This is a genomic window from Pseudoglutamicibacter cumminsii (assembly GCF_003143995.1).
In the GTDB taxonomy this organism is placed as follows: Bacteria; Actinomycetota; Actinomycetes; order Actinomycetales; family Micrococcaceae; genus Pseudoglutamicibacter; species Pseudoglutamicibacter cumminsii_B.
This window is the reverse complement of sequence record NZ_QFWG01000011.1, coordinates 17216-35114: the sequence shown is the minus strand read 5'-3', so window position 1 is coordinate 35114 and position 17899 is coordinate 17216. Positions and strand designations below refer to the sequence as shown.

14 protein-coding genes are annotated in these 17899 nt (G+C 59.6%); all 14 read right to left on the bottom strand.

The genetic code is table 11. The annotated features are described in order from the left end of the window. Positions 1–24 precede the first annotated feature (24 nt). Positions 25–3609: a chromosome segregation protein SMC gene (gene smc / locus CAY35_RS08130; RefSeq protein ID WP_109304131.1), complete on the bottom strand. Its 3585-nt coding sequence runs from the start codon at positions 3607–3609 to the stop codon at positions 25–27. 19 nt (positions 3610–3628) lie between these two features. Then, a complete protein-coding gene (gene mutM / locus CAY35_RS08125) occupies positions 3629–4585 on the bottom strand; it encodes a bifunctional DNA-formamidopyrimidine glycosylase/DNA-(apurinic or apyrimidinic site) lyase (protein WP_101629447.1) in 957 nt (318 codons plus the stop codon). Beyond that, positions 4585–5322, bottom strand: a complete 738-nt coding sequence (rnc, locus tag CAY35_RS08120) for a ribonuclease III (protein WP_101629691.1) — start codon at positions 5320–5322, stop codon at positions 4585–4587. Before rnc ends, mutM begins: the two co-directional genes overlap by 1 nt. Before the next feature lie 7 nt (positions 5323–5329). Beyond that, positions 5330–5533, bottom strand: a complete 204-nt coding sequence (gene rpmF / locus CAY35_RS08115; protein WP_035757176.1) for a 50S ribosomal protein L32 — start codon at positions 5531–5533, stop codon at positions 5330–5332. A gap of 100 nt (positions 5534–5633) precedes the next feature. Next, positions 5634–6215 carry a YceD family protein gene (locus tag CAY35_RS08110; protein WP_258265706.1) on the bottom strand — a complete coding sequence of 194 codons (582 nt, stop codon included), beginning with the start codon at positions 6213–6215 and terminating at the stop codon, positions 5634–5636. 139 nt (positions 6216–6354) lie between these two features. Then, on the bottom strand, positions 6355–9765 hold the full coding sequence (locus CAY35_RS08105; RefSeq protein ID WP_181377531.1) for a CDP-glycerol glycerophosphotransferase family protein: 3411 nt from the start codon (positions 9763–9765) through the stop codon (positions 6355–6357). Positions 9766–9878: 113 nt separating this feature from the next. Further along, positions 9879–11225 (bottom strand): Stealth CR1 domain-containing protein, encoded by a 1347-nt coding sequence (locus tag CAY35_RS08100; protein ID WP_109304129.1) that lies wholly within the window; start codon positions 11223–11225, stop codon positions 9879–9881. 65 nt (positions 11226–11290) lie between these two features. Beyond that, on the bottom strand, positions 11291–12538 hold the full coding sequence (locus CAY35_RS08095; RefSeq protein ID WP_181377530.1) for a CDP-glycerol glycerophosphotransferase family protein: 1248 nt from the start codon (positions 12536–12538) through the stop codon (positions 11291–11293). Between the two features lie 62 nt (positions 12539–12600). Continuing rightward, positions 12601–13062 (bottom strand): adenylyltransferase/cytidyltransferase family protein, encoded by a 462-nt coding sequence (locus CAY35_RS08090; RefSeq protein ID WP_109304127.1) that lies wholly within the window; start codon positions 13060–13062, stop codon positions 12601–12603. Positions 13063–13176: 114 nt separating this feature from the next. Continuing rightward, on the bottom strand, positions 13177–14130 hold the full coding sequence (locus CAY35_RS08085; RefSeq protein WP_109304126.1) for a glycosyltransferase family 2 protein: 954 nt from the start codon (positions 14128–14130) through the stop codon (positions 13177–13179). Next, positions 14130–15116, bottom strand: coding sequence for a CDP-alcohol phosphatidyltransferase family protein (locus CAY35_RS08080; RefSeq protein WP_258265705.1), 987 nt, complete (start codon positions 15114–15116; stop codon positions 14130–14132). The genes CAY35_RS08085 and CAY35_RS08080 overlap by 1 nt, the downstream gene beginning before the upstream one ends. Continuing rightward, positions 15113–16171, bottom strand: a complete 1059-nt coding sequence (locus CAY35_RS08075) for a glycosyltransferase family 2 protein (protein ID WP_109304125.1) — start codon at positions 16169–16171, stop codon at positions 15113–15115. The genes CAY35_RS08080 and CAY35_RS08075 overlap by 4 nt, the downstream gene beginning before the upstream one ends. Further along, the gene (locus CAY35_RS08070; RefSeq protein ID WP_109304124.1) at positions 16171–16992 is read right to left on the bottom strand and encodes an ABC transporter ATP-binding protein; all 822 of its coding nucleotides are present in this window, start codon (positions 16990–16992) and stop codon (positions 16171–16173) included. Before CAY35_RS08070 ends, CAY35_RS08075 begins: the two co-directional genes overlap by 1 nt. After that, positions 16976–17827 carry an ABC transporter permease gene (locus CAY35_RS08065; protein WP_109304123.1) on the bottom strand — a complete coding sequence of 284 codons (852 nt, stop codon included), beginning with the start codon at positions 17825–17827 and terminating at the stop codon, positions 16976–16978. The genes CAY35_RS08070 and CAY35_RS08065 overlap by 17 nt, the downstream gene beginning before the upstream one ends. Positions 17828–17899: the final 72 nt, after the last annotated feature.

Here is a 17899-nt window from a genome sequence, read left to right as displayed (position 1 = left end):
GCTGGGCAAGAGCTGAGTCAGCGCCTACGCCGTATCAGCGGAATCCATGCCGCCGGCCGCGATCCGCTGCGAAACCACGTGACTCACGCCATCGCCGCGCATCGAAACACCATACAGCGCGTCCGCGATGTCCATCGTGTGCTTCTGGTGCGTGATGATGATCAGCTGCGAGGCCTCCTGGAGATCCTTGAACACCTCGAGCAGGCGCAGCAAGTTGCGTTCATCAAGCGCCGCCTCGACCTCGTCCATGACATAGAAAGGCGACGGACGCGCCTTGAAAATCGCGATCAACATCGCAAGAGCGGTAAGCGATCGTTCACCACCGGACAACAGCGAAAGTCGCTTGACCTTCTTTCCTGCCGGCCGCGCTTCAACCTCGATGCCGGTCGTCAGCATGTCCGACGGGTCGGTGAGCGTGAGCTTGCCCTCACCACCCGGGAACAAACGACTGAAGATCGCCGTGAACTCTTTAGCGGTATCAGCAAACGCATCAGCGAAGACCGTCTGCACGTGCTGATCCACTTCGTCGATGAGCTTCAACAGCTCGGCGCGGGTGTTCGTCAAGTCCTGGACTTGCCCCACCAAATACTGATGCCGTTCCTCAAGCGCCGCGAACTCTTCCAAAGCCAACGGATTGACCTTGCCCAGAGCCTGAAGGTCGCGCTCTGCCTGTTTCAGACGCTTGAGCTGAACCTCACGGTCGAACGGCTCGCCATCCACCGGGTTGCCGTCCTCATCCACCTCTTGCCGCAGCTCGGCCCACGGGTCCGACGAGTCGGAGAAATCCGAAGGCACCGGAAGATGCGGGCCAAAGTGCTCAACGAGGTGGTCCGGGGTCATCGAAACCTCAGACAACGCCTTTTCTTCAAGCGCCTCGTACCGCGCCTGACGTTCGGCCTGATCGATCTCGGTCTTGTGCGATTCATCCCGCAACTCGGACAGCCGAGCCTGCGCCTTCGCAAGCGAGCCGCGTGCTGTCTCAAGCTGCGCGTTACAGCGACGCACCGCTTCCTCAGCTTCCTCAACGCGCACCTGCGCAGCCTCAACGGAACGAGCCAAGAGACCCTGTGCAGTCCGCACTCGCTGAGCCACCGTCTCAGCTTTCTTAGCCTGGGCCGCACGCCGCGCCGCCCGACGTTGCGCTTCCTCTCGTGCTGCACGCTCAGCCCGTGCCGCACGGCGCTGTGAATGGGCTCGGTCCCGAAGCTTCCGCGCAAGTTCCTCCGCCTCGCGCACCGCCAACCGCGCCTGTGTCTCAGCCTCACGAGCTTGCGACGCCGCCTCAGCTAGCCGGTCACGCTCAGCCGTGGACGGCTCAGCCTCCTCTGGAACATCCTGCGCCACAGTCAAACGATCATTCAGCTCCGCAAGCGCAACCCGCGCCTTGTCAACCGCGGCATCAGCAGCGACATACGCATCCGCATGCCGCTCAACATCCGCATCGGCCTGCGCCGCTAACGACGTCAAACGCTCGACACGCGAGGCCGCAGTGCGCGAAGCATCAGTCGCTTGGCGAGCCGCTTCCTGCGCTGTTGCCAGCTCTGTTTGCGCCTTCTGCACCACCGGCTGAGCGCGCTCGACCTCAGCTTCAGCCGATTCACACACCACTTCAGCCTCGGCAAGCTCCTCCCGCGCGATTTCCAGCGAACGCACGCGCGCCAACGCACCGGCACCGTCGCCAGCGCCAATCACAACACCCGCACGCGACCACCGATGCCCCGCAACCGTTACCGCGATGCAACCGGATTCAGACACCACGCGGCGAGCTTCAGCATCCGTATCCACCAGGGCGACCGAACCCAACAGGGCCTGCACAAGCCGCTCATCCCCAGGCTTGGTACCCACCACGTCGACGACGCTACGCACACCGGAGGGCAGGGACACAGCACGATGCTCCCCCACGGTGTGCAGCAACGTCACCGAACCCTCGGTGCCAGCTGCGGAGGCATCCGCGATCTGCTCGAGCGTCACAGCAGCCACGGCGACCAAACCCTCATCAGCGCCCTGCAACGCAGCCTTAACGGCCGCCTCAAAGCCCGGCTCAACCGTCAAGCGGTCGCTTAAAACGTCCAGCAGGGCGTCTTCATGCCCTTCAAGCAATGCTCCCGCACCGGCCTGCGACTGCGTCGTCTCGGCCAAAACAGCAACGCGGGCCTCAAGGCCGGCCCGGCGCTGGCGCGCCGTGTTCAACGCATCACGAGCCGACTGCAACGCGGCCTTAGCCTCATCCAGCGCCTTTTGCGCTTCAGGCACACGCGCCAACGGCTCAACCGTGGCCTCGCGAGCTTCATCCGCTGCGGCCTGCGCCTCGTCCATGTGGCCCTTGGCCTCGGCACTACGCGCCTGCGCCGCATCACGCGCCTCAACCGCGCGCTCACGCTCACCCACCGCAGACTCGAGCCGCTGACGAGCCGTACCCACCTGGCCAGCAAGCCGAGCCAAACCCTCACGACGGTCCGCAACAGCCCGCAACAACGCAGTCAAACGATCATTCTCGGCCTGCTGTTTCGCCTCAGCTTCGACCCGTTCCGCACCGGCAGTATCAAGCGCCTCCCGCGCGGAAACCACCGCGGCATCGGCCTCATCGGCCTCCGCATCAGTCGCTTGCGCCCGCTGTTCCAAAACATCCGGATCTTCGCCCACATTCGAGCGCTCAAGCGGCTGCCCCAAAAGCCGTTGCCGCTCCTCCGCAACGCGCAAAAGACCCGCGTAACGCTCACTCAGCTGAGACAGCTCATACCACGTCTCTCGCGCCGAAGCCGCCGCCGGAACCGCCTTCGACGCACCAACCTCAGCCTCAGAAACCAACCGGCCAGCAGCATCCACAGACTCGCGCGCCTGCTTCTGTGCCTCATCAAGATCAGCCTTGCGAGCCGCCGCCGACTCGGCCTCGTTCATCAGAGCCACAACATCGTCGGCAAGCAAACGCGACTTCGCGTCCCGCAACCGCGCTTGCACGCTCCGAGCACGCCGCGCGGTATCAGCCTGCCGCCCCAAAGGCTTCAGCTGGCGAGCGATCTCCTTGACGAGGTCCTCAAGCCGGTTGAGATTCGCCTGCGTCGAGTCCAGCTTCCGCAGAGTCTTCTCTTTACGGCGCCGATGCTTCAAGATGCCCGCAGCTTCCTCGATGAAACCGCGGCGCTCCTCCGCGCTTGCCCTCAGGATCTTATCGAGCTGCCCCTGCCCCACGATCACGTGCATCTCACGGCCCAAGCCGGAATCCGAGAGCAGCTCCTGAATATCCAGCAATCGCACGGGTGAGCCGTTGATCGCATATTCGGACCCGCCCGAACGGAACAGCGTGCGGGAGATCGTGACCTCGGTGTACTCGATCGGCAACGCGCCGTCCGAGTTGTCGATCGTCAACGTGACGTGCGCGCGCCCCAGCGCTTGCCGCGAACTCGTGCCCGCGAAAATCACGTCCTCCATGCTTCCGCCTCGCAACGTTTTAGCGCCCTGCTCACCCATGACCCACGCGAGCGCATCCACGACGTTCGACTTACCTGACCCGTTCGGGCCCACCACGGCTGTGATGCCGGGTTCAAAGTCGAAACTGGTCGCGGAAGCAAAAGACTTAAAGCCGCGGACCGTGAGGGATTTCAAATACATGGTGTTCTCTATTATGTCCCTAAAGCCCGCGTGGACGGCGCTGACACCAACTACACCGATACGATGAGCGGCCACCCCACGGCTCGCGAACGATGAGCCCCGGCTTGCCTTCGCGTTCGCACCGCGGGCACGGCTCGCCTGCCCGGCCGTACGCGTTGAGCGAGCGGTCAAAATAACCCGAGGCGCCGTTGACGTTGACGTAGAGCGAGTCAAAGCTCGTCCCACCGGCGTCCAGCGCACTATTCATGACTGCACGCAGCGCCTCAAGGAGCTCCCCGATTTCGCGCAAGGACAGCCGCGAGACCGGCGTGTCATAGTGCCGTCTCACCCGCCAGAGCGCCTCGTCGGCATAAATGTTCCCGACCCCGGAGATCACGCTCTGATCCATGAGCGCGTTCTTGATCCCGGTGCGCTTGTTGCGCCACTGCTTCCGCAGTGCCTGGGCGTTGGTCATGGGGTCAAGCACATCGCGCCCGATGTGGCTAGCGGCTCGCGGGATCGAGTGGGCTTGGTCTCCTACCCCGCCGGGCCCGTGGTCCGGTGTTGGGGTGAGCTCCGAGATCCACATCCCGCCGAAGATCCGTTGGTCGATGAAGCGCAGCTCTGCAGGTGCGCCGTCACGTTCCGAAAGAACAAAGCGCACTTTGAGGTGCCTCTCCCACGGCTGTTCGGCGTCCTCAACGAGCATTTGTCCAGACATGCCCAAATGAGCCATGAGCGCGAAGCGCGGCTCCGCGCCAGAGTCGTTTCCGGCATCAGACGCTGTTTCAGGCGCAAGCGTGAGCCACAAGAACTTACCGCGACGCGCCGCCGAGGTAATGACCATCGAGGAGGTTGCCGCTAGAAAAGCTTCGGGGCCGCCAACCTGCCGGCGCACCGAACGCGAATCATGGACCTCGACGTGTTCGATTCGCCGCCCCACAACCCAGTCAACGAGGCCGCGGCGGACAACCTCAACTTCGGGCAGTTCAGGCATCAGTTGGAGGTCTTGTGCCCAGGCGAGAGCGGATCCTCATCGATCACGCCCATCGCCATCAAATCGCCGACGAGCGTGTTCCACGACGCACCTGCAGCGAGCTTCTCCGCGTCCTTCTTAGAGGTAGCAGTGCCTTGTCCGTACCGTTTCTCGCCGATCAACAACCGTGCGGTGTACGTGTGAGCGTGATCCGGGCCTTCGCCCGTGACGTCGTACACGACTTCACCCAGATCGTGCTGGCCCGCGATCTGCCGGATGAGCGTCTTCCAGTCGGTGCTGCGGCGAATCGTTTCTTCGTCGTCGATCAGGGGCAGCACGTTCTCCGCGATGATCGCCTTGACGGCGTCCAGGCCGTGAGTCAGGTAAACAGCCCCCAGAAGGGCTTCCATGGTGTCCGCGAGGATCGAATCTTTATCCTGGCCGTTGGACTGCTGCTCACCTTTACCGAGCCGGATGTGCGGGCCCACACCAATATTCCGGGCAACGTGCGCGAGAGTCTGGGTTGAAACCAAACGGGCGCGCAGAGCCGTCATCTGGCTCTCAGCAACGCTCGGATACTGGTCAAAAATGAATGTAGTCACGCAAAAGCCGAGCACCGAATCCCCAAGGAACTCGAGGCGCTCGTTGTGTGCACCGTCGTGCTCATAAGCCCACGAACGGTGTGTCAACGCTAAACGAAGCGTCTCGGGGTCCAAAGAGACCCCGAGACGCTTCGTAAGCTCAGTTGCTTTAGCCACGGACAACTTAGGCGTCGGCTACCTTACGTCCCTTGTACTCAAGGAACAGCTCGGTGCCAGCCGAGTCGGTGACCATCTTTGCCTGGTGAGGCAGGCTGTACGTCACGCGACCGTTTTCAACGGTCTTCACCAGAGTTGGCGCAGTGGCCTTCCACTGAGCGCGGCGGTTGCGTGTATTCGCACGGGACATCTTCCGCTTTGGAACAGCCACGGCTTGTCTCTCTTCCTAGTTGCTGGTCAATCCTGGGCTATGGACGCCCAGAGTGAAAATCTATGTTGGTTCAGCCTGTCCCGGTTCTCCCGGGCTGGGCTTAGCCTTTGTTGTGCTCCTGGGGCGCTTCCTCACCCAAGGTGCTCAAACCACGCAGTGCTTCCCAACGAGGATCCACGATGTCGTGGTGGTGTTCCGGCTCATCGTCGAGTCGAACCCCACACTGGTCGCACAAACCCATGCAGTCTTCGTTACACAACGGTTGAAACGGAAGTTCGCCAACCACTGCGGTGCGAAGCAACGGTTCCAGGTTGACCTTGTCGTCGACGATCACGGAAGTTTCCGTGTCATCCTCCGAGTCAAGCTGCTGTTCCGGATGGAAAAACAGCTCCTGGAAGTGCGCATCGTACGTGTAGGAAATGGGGTCCAGACAACGGCCACACTCGCCATTGATTGACAAGGATGCTTGTCCGGTCACCAATACACCTTCGTGCACGCCTTCAAACCTGAGTTCCACTGGAACGCGCGAGCCGGGCTCTACGCCAATCAACGGAACCGATAGACCCTCGGGCGCTGGAAGCGTCTTCTGCTCTTCGTGCATCGAACCGACCTTGCGGGCGATCTCATGCACGTCGAAGACCCAGGCTGATGCCGAAGGCGCGTTCAACGCCTCAGTGGTCATCTACCTAACTCCTTCTACGAGCAGAACACATGCGACATTCCATCTTAGCTGATTCAACGACGCGTCTCCAATCAGCATCCCCATGGCGTGGCGCGGTCATGTTCTGCAACGGACGAGCTGACGCGTTAATTCTAAGACGTCAGTACAGTTCGTCGACGACACGTTCTGCGGCGTGCCCGTCGTCTTTCGGTGCAAAACGTTCGATGAAGCGGTCGCGTTGGTCTTGGTCGATCCCGTGTTCGAGGGCCTCATTCACGGTGGCCCACAGATCGGCCTCGTCTTGAACGATGGGCCCAGGGAGGTCCTTCATGTAGTCGAGGTAGAAGCCACGCAGGTTCTGTTGGTAGTCCTCGAGGTCATAGGCGAAGAATACGATCGGATAACGCAACACTGCCGCATCGAAGAACACTGACGAGTAGTCGGTGATCAAAGCGTCCGATGCGAGGAAGAGTTCCTGGATGTCTGAATACTTGGAGACGTCCTTGACTCGGTCGCGTAGGTGCGCAGGGATGCGGATGCTGTTGGCTATGAGTGTGTGCATACGCAGCAGGAGCACGGTGTCTTCTGGCATCTGCTCTGCGAACGTTTCCAGGTCAAACGGCAGTTTGAAAGCAAGCTTGCCGCGCGCATTCTTCTGGTTGTCTCGGAAGGTCGGCGCGTACAAGACTGCTCGTTGCCGCTCCCCCAAACCCAGGTGGGCACGGGTGTGCGCCCTGACCTGCGGCGCTTTCGGAGAAACGAGGACGTCGTTGCGCGGGTAACCGAGTTCAACGATGGGGCCCTTGAAACCGAACGCGGACCGGAACGCTGCGCTCGCGTACGGGCTTGGCGAGAGCAGGTGCGTCCATTGCCGCACCCCGGCTTGAGCGCGTTTGAGATAGCCGTTGCCTTGGTCTTGCTTCCCCGCCGCGTCGAGCTGCATGTGCTTGAGCGGGGTGCCGTGCCAGGTCTGAACGAAACGCACCTTTCGCGGCCGCTTCAGATACGACGGCGCAGACTGGTTCATGGTCCACATCTTGGCGCGCGCCAGAGCTAGATAGTATTCCGGGGTTAGCCGTTTCACGACACTCGTGTGCGGATCAGTGAAAACGTGCGGCCCGTTGTAGATCCACACTTTCGGACGCGTGTCTCCCCGCCGCAACAGCTCTTCATAGATGTACCGCGGCGAGTCTGAGTACTGCTTACCGAGGCCAGACTCGAACACGAGAGTTTCGCGTCGTCCCGGCATCGCGGACAGCGCCTTATACAGCGCCCGCATCGACTTTCCGTACCAACGGCTACGACGTAGCCGCCGCTGAACCACTGGCATCGCGTCTTTCCACTGGGATCCTGCTCCGACCACGGTGTGTTCCGGGCCGGCAAGAATCGCGCGGTAAACACGCTCACAGTTACGCACATCACGATGCGTCATGAAGCTGATGCTGCGGGCGCGAAGCTCAGGGGTCTGTTTGAAGCCGGTGGCAACGCAGTCAGTCAGGCGGGCTACGACGTCGTCTGCAGTGACAACAATGAAGCCAGGCAACTCTTCATCAAGGTCGAGGTGCGAGCCGGCCCGACCGATGAAGCGGGAACGGTCGAATTGGAAATAGATCACAGGACGGCCGAGGAAACTGAAGTCGAATGCGACCGACGAATAGTCGGTGATCATCAGCTCAGATTCCTGCAAGAGCCGCTGGATGTCTTCCTCCCCCGCGAAAACCACCGTGACAGGCAGATCGCTGAAGTGATGCGCGAAGCGTTGCATGTTTGTGTGCAAGTAGAGCTTGACCTCAAGCTCGTTCTCGTTCACAACGCGCGCGAAATCCTCGTGCGCCAGCACCTCGCGCCACTGTTGGAAGTACTCTGACGATAGGAAGTCTTCCTCGTCGCGAATCCAGTCACGCCACGTCGGCATCACGACAACCTGGCCGCGGCGCACCGAAACGTCCTTCCCCAACAGTTCATCGAAACGCGGCAATCCCGTCACGACGACCTCATTGGCCTTATACCCCAGGTCCTTCATGACGATCTCGCGCTCTTTCTCCGACGTGACGAAGAACTGATCGACCTTGAACTGGGGCGCGTTCTTGCCGTACGTGGAGGTCATGCGTTTAACTCCGAGCACACCGTGTTGCAAGAACACGCGAGTTCCATGCAAACGCGACTTAAACTCCGACGCATAGGTTGGCATCAGGAAGTCCGGATGGTGGGTTCCGATGAACTTGCTGGCTTGAAGCGCCTTCTCGAAGTGAGCATAAGTTCCGCTGTACAGAACATTGCTCTCGTCAGCGAACTTCACGACATCCGGTGAATCTTTACTGATCACGTAGTAAGCGTTGATCTCTGGATGCTCACGCCGCACCCATCTGAAAAAGTGATAGCCATTATCACCGGCGCGCCACGGCTGTTCACCGATGAGCCACACATTCTCTAGAGGCTCAACGCTACGGGTACCGTTCAACAACGGCTTGACCGACGCATCGAAACATTCGATGTGGAAAGACAGCGCTTTCGCTTTGAAAGTGAAGTAAGGGCTGACGCATACAAGCCGCCCGTCGTGCTCCATGGTCCCACCACGCGCGGCAACACGAGATTCGACCGGCACACGCGAAACCCGGCGAACATGCACCGCGCCTTCCACGTCATAGAACTCAACCACTGCATCGAATGGTTCCGAGTTATTGAAGCTGTCCCACATCACCGGGCTGATAGGCACGCGGACGTCATACGTGAAATGCCGGCGCCCAAAATCGCTGTTCGTCCAGGACTGATCAAAGTCCAGATTCATGAGGGACTCAAAACGCGTACCGGTCTCGCGTCCCACGACCACGAAACGAGCCTGAACTACGTTCCCCTGAGCCGAAGCCACACGGCCCCTCACGCGAATAGCGCCCGATTCAACACAAACGTCGTCGGAATAGATCAGCGCGTGAATCGATGACGGAGTGTCAACGTCGATTCGGATATTGCCACGTATCGTAATCAGAGGGGCCACAGTATGGCCGCTGACGTTACGACGGAGCAGGCGGGACGCCTCCGTGGTCGCTGCGCGACCAACCCATTCAATCCATTGATTTGCTTTTACGACGAAACCCTCGGCGTCGTCGTCTTCCAAGCTGTTTTCGGCGTCTTGCAACAACGCGTCAGAGGATTCGAGGAGCCAGCCAAGCCGCACCTTCCAGCCTTCGCCTTCGTCGTCCGCTTCCTCATAGTCCAGCTCGTCGTCTTCAGTAGGCTCAGTGCTCAACGAGTCAACCGAAAACTCTCGAAGCGCATCGACCAGCTTTCGATAGTCAACAGCGGCCGTATACGCATCATCTCGACGGCCGACTGTGGCCCCAGCGACCTCGAAACGAGCCACCACTTGGTTCCCCACAACCGCGACCAACGCAACCGGCAAGCGGTCCAAACCATACGCGGTCAGCGATAAAGCTGCAGCATCCGAGCTCACCGCAAGGTATTCACTACCGGCACGCGGCTTCAACTTCCGCTGCCGCCGCAAAGCTACGCGCGTCATGTTCACCGAACGCATCGCCGCACGCATCGCGTTGCTTTTGGCCTTGTTCACCATGCCCATAGGGTTCACTTGCTGATAATTCCTTTATCGATCTTGGCCACGAACGCCGCAGGCACATCCATAGGGCGCCTCATCATTGAAAGCATAAACGTTGAGTTGGTTAGGCTTCATCCTCTTCGCACTTCCCAAGGGGAAGCCCACGGCCATAAAGCCTCAAGTGCTTTGGCCAGCGCGCGACGATTTCGCTCGGTCATATTGCCGACCTGATTGAAACAGTTGACTAGCCGCCCGCCTTGCTTCACCAGCCCGCCCAGCCGCCGCACTGAGTTGCCTTCCCCCAGGTCAATATAGGAGTACGAGAACTCCGACGGGGTCGCACGGCCCGTTGCGACCCCAAAACTGAGCAACAACGACGAAGCGAATGAAACATCCTCAGGATCCCTGAAACGATGTTTCCTAGTGTCATCCAAGCGTTCCGCGATAGCCTCTTCAAGCTCAAAAGCGAGGCTCTTGCTCTGCGCATGCGGCACGTGCTTATAGCGACGATCCATGAGTGTGCCCGTCAACTGAGAGAGCAGCTCACGGTTGTTGCGTGCCGAGTCCATAACCGGTAGATCGCCATGAATCCCTTGAGGGCTCAGCGCGACCTGCAACAAACCAGCAGGCGTGAAGAAGTCCTCAGGCGTGCTCGGCTCGCCTAAGACCACATCGTCATTGAAATACAAGTAGTGTTCCGAAAGCCCAGGGATCCGATGTAACGCAGACTCAATGACATGTGAATTGAAGGTCGTCAAAACGCTCTGCGGCAGAATCTGGCTATGGTCCACGATGCTGACAGTGGTGCTGCTAGAAAGCCCTGCAGAGCTCGGGTCGGCAAGCAAAGTGTCTTGGTCAAGGAAGCCTGGGATTTGCCGATCAGTCACGATGAACACGTGGCGTATCCACGGGGCATAAGCTGCAATCCCACGCAAACACGCACGCAGCTCATCGTTATCGCTATAGCGGGCTTCCGCATCGGACGTCTCATGCGCCGACTCAGCAGGCTCAAAAGACTGCTTGCGGCGCAGCCAATCAGGGTCGGACCCATCAACCCACGTGATGACGGCGTCCACCGGCTCGTTGAAGAACATCGTTCCGCGCACATCGTCACGCGGCTTCCCCGCACAGATCAACGGCCGAGCGGCCGGGTGGATTGCGCGGCCATCGATAGCGGTAACCTGCCAGGCATCGTCTGCCTCCGGAGGAACGAACTTACGCGAAACTCTATCCAGACGCAGGCCTTCCGGCGGTTGGGCAACAGCGGCCGCGGCATCATCCCCAAGCCAGAACACCGGTCGACCCCGGAACGTCGAGCGTTCGATAGCATCGAGTTGCCGCTGGATCTCATCAGCGATGCCTCGAACGTATTCGTCCCACCGGCTACCTTGATCTAGCCCCATCGCGTCATGGCGCCGATTCAGGGCGCGCGATGCAACGGCACTGCGGATTGTGAACAACGAATCTTTGATCGACACCGCGCTTCCTTCCTCTGAACCGTCTAACGTTTATCTTGAATCTGGCTACGCTGGTTTCGCATCCCTTACTCGGGAAGAATTGACGCTATTCCAAGGGTGTCTGCCAACGCTCGATCGCGCTCAACGAGAATGTCCCAACACGCATCGATAAATCGGCCACGCTGAGCACCCGGGCTGACATCGCCAAAGTAATACGACGCGCACCTGCGCCGTTCTGCAACCGCATCCTCACGTTCTGCAAGCTTCAGAAGATCACGGATGCCGGCCCCTTCAGCTACCGCTGCACCGTCAGTTCCAGTCGCGGCAGGATCCATGACCACGAGCGACTCGAGGATTCCGCCACTAACCCGCTCGGCCTTCTCGTGTTCAGGAGCAATCACCACGGTCGGCAGGTCGGCCGCCAACGCATCAAACGCCATCGCGGACACATCGAGCACCGCGGCGTCGGACACTCCCCACTGCCAGCCCAGGCCTGGACGGTCATCGACAAGGTGTTCCGAGCCAGCCTGTTGCAGGATCCTGCGGATCTTCCGATCAGCAGCCGCATGGAGCGCAGAGTTCCGCCCCGTCTGCGGGTGGGGGCGATAAATAACCCGGTAGCCGGCCGCGACAAGATCAGTGACAACCGGAGCTCCGCACGAGGCGACCGAAGAGTAAGACATCTCCGGCCTGTCCCCTTCCCACGTGGGTGCATAGAAAACAGTGCGCTTCGATGTCGCCGGAACATGCTCCGGAGGCGGGTCCGGGAAGTCCATCTGCGGCCGTCCGACCTCGTACAGCGCAACCCGCTCCAGCCCCACAAGCCGGGCATTCAGGCGATCACGCGCTCCCTGACCCGCGATCAACGCGGCATCGTAAGCACGCAACTGATTCGAGACCATCGACGCCTTATCAGACTCGCCGTGGCCCACGTGCACGTGCGCTGGGAGCTGCGCCGCCATCGCCTGGAAGTTCAACGTGTTGTTGTTCGCATACAGAGCGACACGAACGCTCGGCCGGCCGAGGGCCTCGATGACCTCGGCCATCCCCCACGCCAACACAACCGGCACCTTCGCGATGTCACTGCATTCACGCATGACCCTCGGATCCCGGACGACGATAGCGGCACCTGGTAGTCCGCGCTCACGCAAGTACTCATCGAGGTCATTGAGGGGGCGCACCCACTGACGCATCTGATACGTAGTCAGCGGTCCACCTGCGTGAACGAGCGCAACCGAATACTCGGCTTCGTTGTCAGTTGCGAAGCCCCGCGCGGCAACGCGTTTAGCCACTTGGTCGTTGAGGGCACGCACACCAGCGTTGCCCAAAGTCACACTTCTCGTAACAGCGCGGCGCATTTTCCGCATCGCGTCAAGAGGCGAAACGCCACGCGGCATTAGCCGAGCTCCTCAACGATTCGCGAGAGCGTATCGAGAGAATCCTTAAGCTCGGTGACCTTACGCTTATCAAAACCGGACAAGATGCGCTTGAGTTCTGTGGTGGAGATACCGTCGGTTCGCGGCAGGTAGATGACCTCTACGATGTCCTCGAGCTCATCGAACTTACCCTTCCAGTCCTCACCGATTGCGAAGGCATCGACATTGTGTTCCTTAATGTCGTTGCGCTTCTGCTCCCAGTTAGCTTCTGGGATCGCCTCATCCACGTAGCGGATAGCACGGACAATCTCGATCCGCTGCTCGAACGGGACAATAGGCTTCTTGCCCTTCATTTCGTTGAACTCATCGGTCGAAACACCCACGATGAGGCGGTCGCATTGCTCTTTGAGACGACGCAAGATGTTCAGGTGACCGACGTGGAAAAGGTCGAAGGTTCCATAGGTGATGATGGTGCGTGCCACAGGTCCTCCGGTTGATTACTGAAAGGCTCGAAAACTACAAAACGAAAGCGCCCAAACAAAAGATGGACGCAAGGTTAACTCCGTCTATCATCTCACAAGCTCAACAAGATCCATTTACACAAACGGTGGGCGCCCATACAGCGCCATCCGCAGATGTGTAGACCATTTCAACGGCGGCCGCGGATGGTGATACCACGGAGACCCTTCCCAACCGGATTGGTACCCCTCCCAATACCGTTGCAAACCACGCGGATCTTTACGCATCCGCAACGTCTGCCCAAGAGCCCAAACCATCGGATAGATCCACCGGAAAGGTGGCCGCAAATTACGTCGAGCGAGCCACACGCGGTTCCGGGCATTCAAACGGTAGAACTCTTTGTGCCTACGGGCGTCAACAACTGGGTGCCCCACACGCATATCACCCGCATACCAGACACGATGCCCCGTATCCCAAATGCGCCACGCGAGCTCAATGCCTTCGTGCGCATACCAAAAGCCGCCAGCCCAGCCACCTGTTTCATCGAATAAATGACGAGGCATAACCAAGCACGTTTCGCCCACATGAAAAACGTTGCTTGAAACGTCCGGGGTCCGCTTCCAGATACGCGGCGTCCACCGGCGCGGCGATTGATCCGGTTTGGCAGGGTCCACAATCTGCGGCTGCAACAAGCCCATCGACGGATAGCGACGGAAACGCTCAACCGCTTCAGCCACAAAATCCTTATCAAGCAACCATGAATCGTCGTCCAAGAACATGAGGTACTCCCCATGCACGTGTTCAACACCCGCGTTACGTCCCGCAGGGATACCCAGGTTCTCCTCGAGCTTGACGCCCTTAACCCCGGGCGGCAAACCCACAGGTTCCCACCCGTTGCCCACCACGGCGATGTTGATGTTGACGTCCTTCTGACGCAACAGCGAGCGCAAGGCACGGTCGAGCTCTGCAGGCCTCTGCCCCATCGTAAGGACAACGACACCCACCGTAGGCGTGCCTTCAACCTGCAGATGCGGTTGGCGCCGGCTACGCGACCGGCGGTTCGAGACTCGACGTTTGAGAGAAGAGAACATCAGCGCTCACCGTGCCGCTCACCTGAGATCTCGGCCTGGCTACCCAGCAACTCTGCCGGCTGAACATCGACATCCTCAGGACGCTTGTATTCCCATCCAGTTGAAAGAGGCGCCAAGCGAGCAGAAAAGACCTGGGCACAGAAATGCCCGATGTTCACACCCAGCGTCGCAACCAGCAGGATCCACATGACCCACGCCTCAGCGATGACTGGCTTGCCGATCAACGCCGAGACAATCGATGCAGCTAGGAAAATCAGGCTCAACTCGACCGCGTGCAGCATGCGATGGAACGGAACGAAACGAGCCAAGCGGCGCAAACGTCCAATGAGCGAAGCCGGAGGCATCGCACGAGCTTCCCGCGTGTCCGGGAGCTTCTCAACTCCGGCGAACGCCCGCGAAGCGTGCATCATGATCGACTGCGAACGGTTCATCAACAACAGCACGCCCAATGTTGAGCCCGCCCATGCGGCCGCCCACCCAGCAGCTGTGAAGGCGTCCGGCGAGATGCCCATCGCAACACGCACGCCAACACCGACAGCAACAGCCGCCTCGGTCGAGTGGTGTGCGACCATATCGATGAAAATGCCCTTCGGACCGCGGACCCCACGCCACCGCGCGATCTCTCCGTCACAGCAATCGAGATAGAGCTGAACCTGCGACAACACCACCGCAATCAACGGACCCCAGATCCCCGGGATCAGCATCGCAGCACCCATGAACCAGCCGGTGATCATCATGATCGTGGTGACCTGGTTCGCAGTGATCGGTGTCTTGATGAGCAGACGCGTGAAGTAGATCGAAATGTGGCGAAGATAGAGCTCCGCCGTCCAGTGTTCAGCGTTCTTGCGTGCGCGCACGTGCGGCGGCTGGCAGACCGCGCGCAACTGGCTTAGCGTCGGATTATGAGGCCGAATCAAACCATCCGGGCCAACAGGAACTGTACCGTCGGCAGAAACCTGAAGATTCGATGGAAAGTTTTGACTCATTTAACTCTCGATGTGTCCTTGACGTCGCCTGCTCCCAGGATGCGACCGCGAATAAAACCTGCTGCCCACGTTCCGTGCATGGTTGGCAAAACCCGCGCGAGCAAACCCTTTTCCTTCAATGTAAGCTCACGCCCTGCGTGCCATGCGGCACCGAGGATCCCGATGCCGTAACCAATCGGAGCGATAGCCGCTACTGTAGTGGCTTTGCGGGCTTTGGACCCTTTCGATGTGAACGGACGGATCAGCAAGCCGAGCACGCCCGCGCCGAACGCTATCAACCCGGCAGGAGGCGCATAGTGCTTGATGCGGGCGCCGCCTGGACCTCGCCGGCCGAGTTCGCCACGCCACACTCCCGACGCGAACGTTTGCCGGGCTAGGGCCCCGAAGTTATCTCGCGGATAGTAACGAACACGCAGCTGAGGATCGAACCACACCGTATACCCGGCCTCACGGATTCGTTTGCACAGTTCCCAGTCCTGAGCCCGAATCATCGACTCGTCATACAGGCCCACGATGTCGAAGATCTCGCGCCGGAAGACACCCAGGTACGCCGAATCCGCTGGCCCAGCTTGCGCTCCCGTATGGTACGGCGCGTTGCCCAAACCAAATGGAGACTTGTACGCCGCGGCGACCGCGCGCTGAATCGGATTCGTGCCCTGAGCATCCATGATTCCGCCGACGTCCGCCGCTCCGGTCTGCCGCAACGTCTCAATCGCGATGCGCGTATATCCCTTGCTCAGAACCGAGTGGCCATCCACGCGAATGATGACATCCGCATCGACCGCTTCAATGGCTCTGTTCAGGCCAGACGGAGTATTTCCAGCAGGGTTCTCAACGAACAAAACCCTGGAATCTTCGGCTGCGAGACCCTGCACGATCTCTTCTGTTCCGTCGTGGCTGGGGCCCACGGCCACCGCCACTTTCTGGGTCCCCTCATAGTCTTGAGCCAGAACCGAGGCCACTGCTTCCGCGATATAGGCAGCCCCGTTCAAAACAGGAATCACATACGCAACCGTTGGATTCGCTTTAAGTTCGGGCAACGCATTTTTCGTCATTAGCCTCGCGACCTCTGATACGCCTTGATCACGTCCGGGGTGTCCCCGTCCATCATCAAAACGCCCTTCTCAATCCAAATAGTTCTGCTGCACGTGTCCTGAATCGACTTCATCGAGTGAGACACCAGGAAGACCGTGCCGGCTTCGTCTCGGATTTCACGGATCCGCTTCTCGGAACGCTTGCGGAACGCGGCGTCACCGACGGACAGCGCCTCGTCGACGATGAGGATGTCGTGGAACTTCGATGCAGCGATCGAGAACTTCAAACGCGCTTGCATACCTGACGAGTATGTGCGCATCGGAAGGTCAATGAAGTCCTCAAGGCCAGCGAACTCAACAATCTTGGGGCGTAGCTCTTCGATCTCGTCCATCGAGAAGCCTAGGGCCAAGCAACCCAGAGTGATGTTCTCGTCGCCGGAAACGCTTGGAATCAGCGCAGCGCCGACGCCCAAGAGGTTCGGGCGGGTTGCAGCATACGTAGCGCCAGCCGCCGGCGGCGTGAGACCAGTGATGGCGCGCAGAAGCGTCGACTTACCTGAGCCGTTCGAGCCGATGATGCCTATGGATTCGTTCTTGTACGCAACAAAGCTGACGCCCTTGAGCGCGTGCACTTCGCGTACTCCGCGCATCCCTTTCTTGAAGATACCGCCCCGTGCAGTAGCTCCCGCGGAACGCCCCGAAGAGAACGCCTTGTATTTGACGTGCAGGTCGTCCACGATCACGACCGGCTGACGGTCAGGGTCGATGCGGAGCTGTTCTTCCCGCGTTGGCGGTACAACCTCAGGCACGTCTTGCTTGTCTTGATTAGGAGACTCGGCCATACAGTTCCTCCGCTCGCCAGAAGAAAATAGTGCCAATCAGGAACAGGCCCACGGCCCAGCAGGACACAACAACCCAGGCAATCGGTTCATACGTGTGGCTTCCACCCAGGACTAGGCCACGAGCAATCGTCAGGACCTGGTAGATCGGATGGTAGTCGTACACGGCGACCACGGAAGGGTATTGTTCAAAGATGCTCTCGACAGAGAACAGAACACCCGATGTGAAGAAGAAGAAACGGTTGATAACCGGAAGTAGCTGCGTCAGGTCGTGCGTGTGCACGGTCAAGCGGGCGAACGAGAACGCTACACCCATGTTGAAAACCGCGTAGATCACGAACAGTGGGATGATCAGTAGCCACTCCCACCGTGGCCAGTAGCCCAGCGCCATGACATAGATAAACATGACGCCGATCATCGGGATCTGTGTGAGGATCTGTTGGATCACGATCGAGAACGGCAGAGTCGCGCGCGGGAACGCGAGAGACTGCACGAGAGCCCGGTTACCTGTGATGGAGCGGGCACCGTCGCTCATGGACTTTGAGAAGAATTCCATGAGGAACACGCCGATGACGACGAACGCCGCGAAGCCAGGTGGACGCCGGTCACCCTGCAAAACACCGAAAATGAATCCGTACATCAACGCGTTAAACGTTGGTTTCAGGATCTCCCAGAGAACGCCGAGGCGGTTTTGAGAGTTGCGTGCACGGATTTTGGACTTTGCAAAGACGATGGCGAATCGCCTGCGGCGCCATGTCTCTCGGTAATACGAGAATAAACCAGGGCGCGCACCCACACGGCTCAAACCGTGGGATTTTGCCAGCGCTGGGATGTCCATAGACGAGCTACTGCTTCCTCTGATGATATTGCCGTGCCTTTCAACGGCAGGCTTGGTGTCAACGAGTCTATC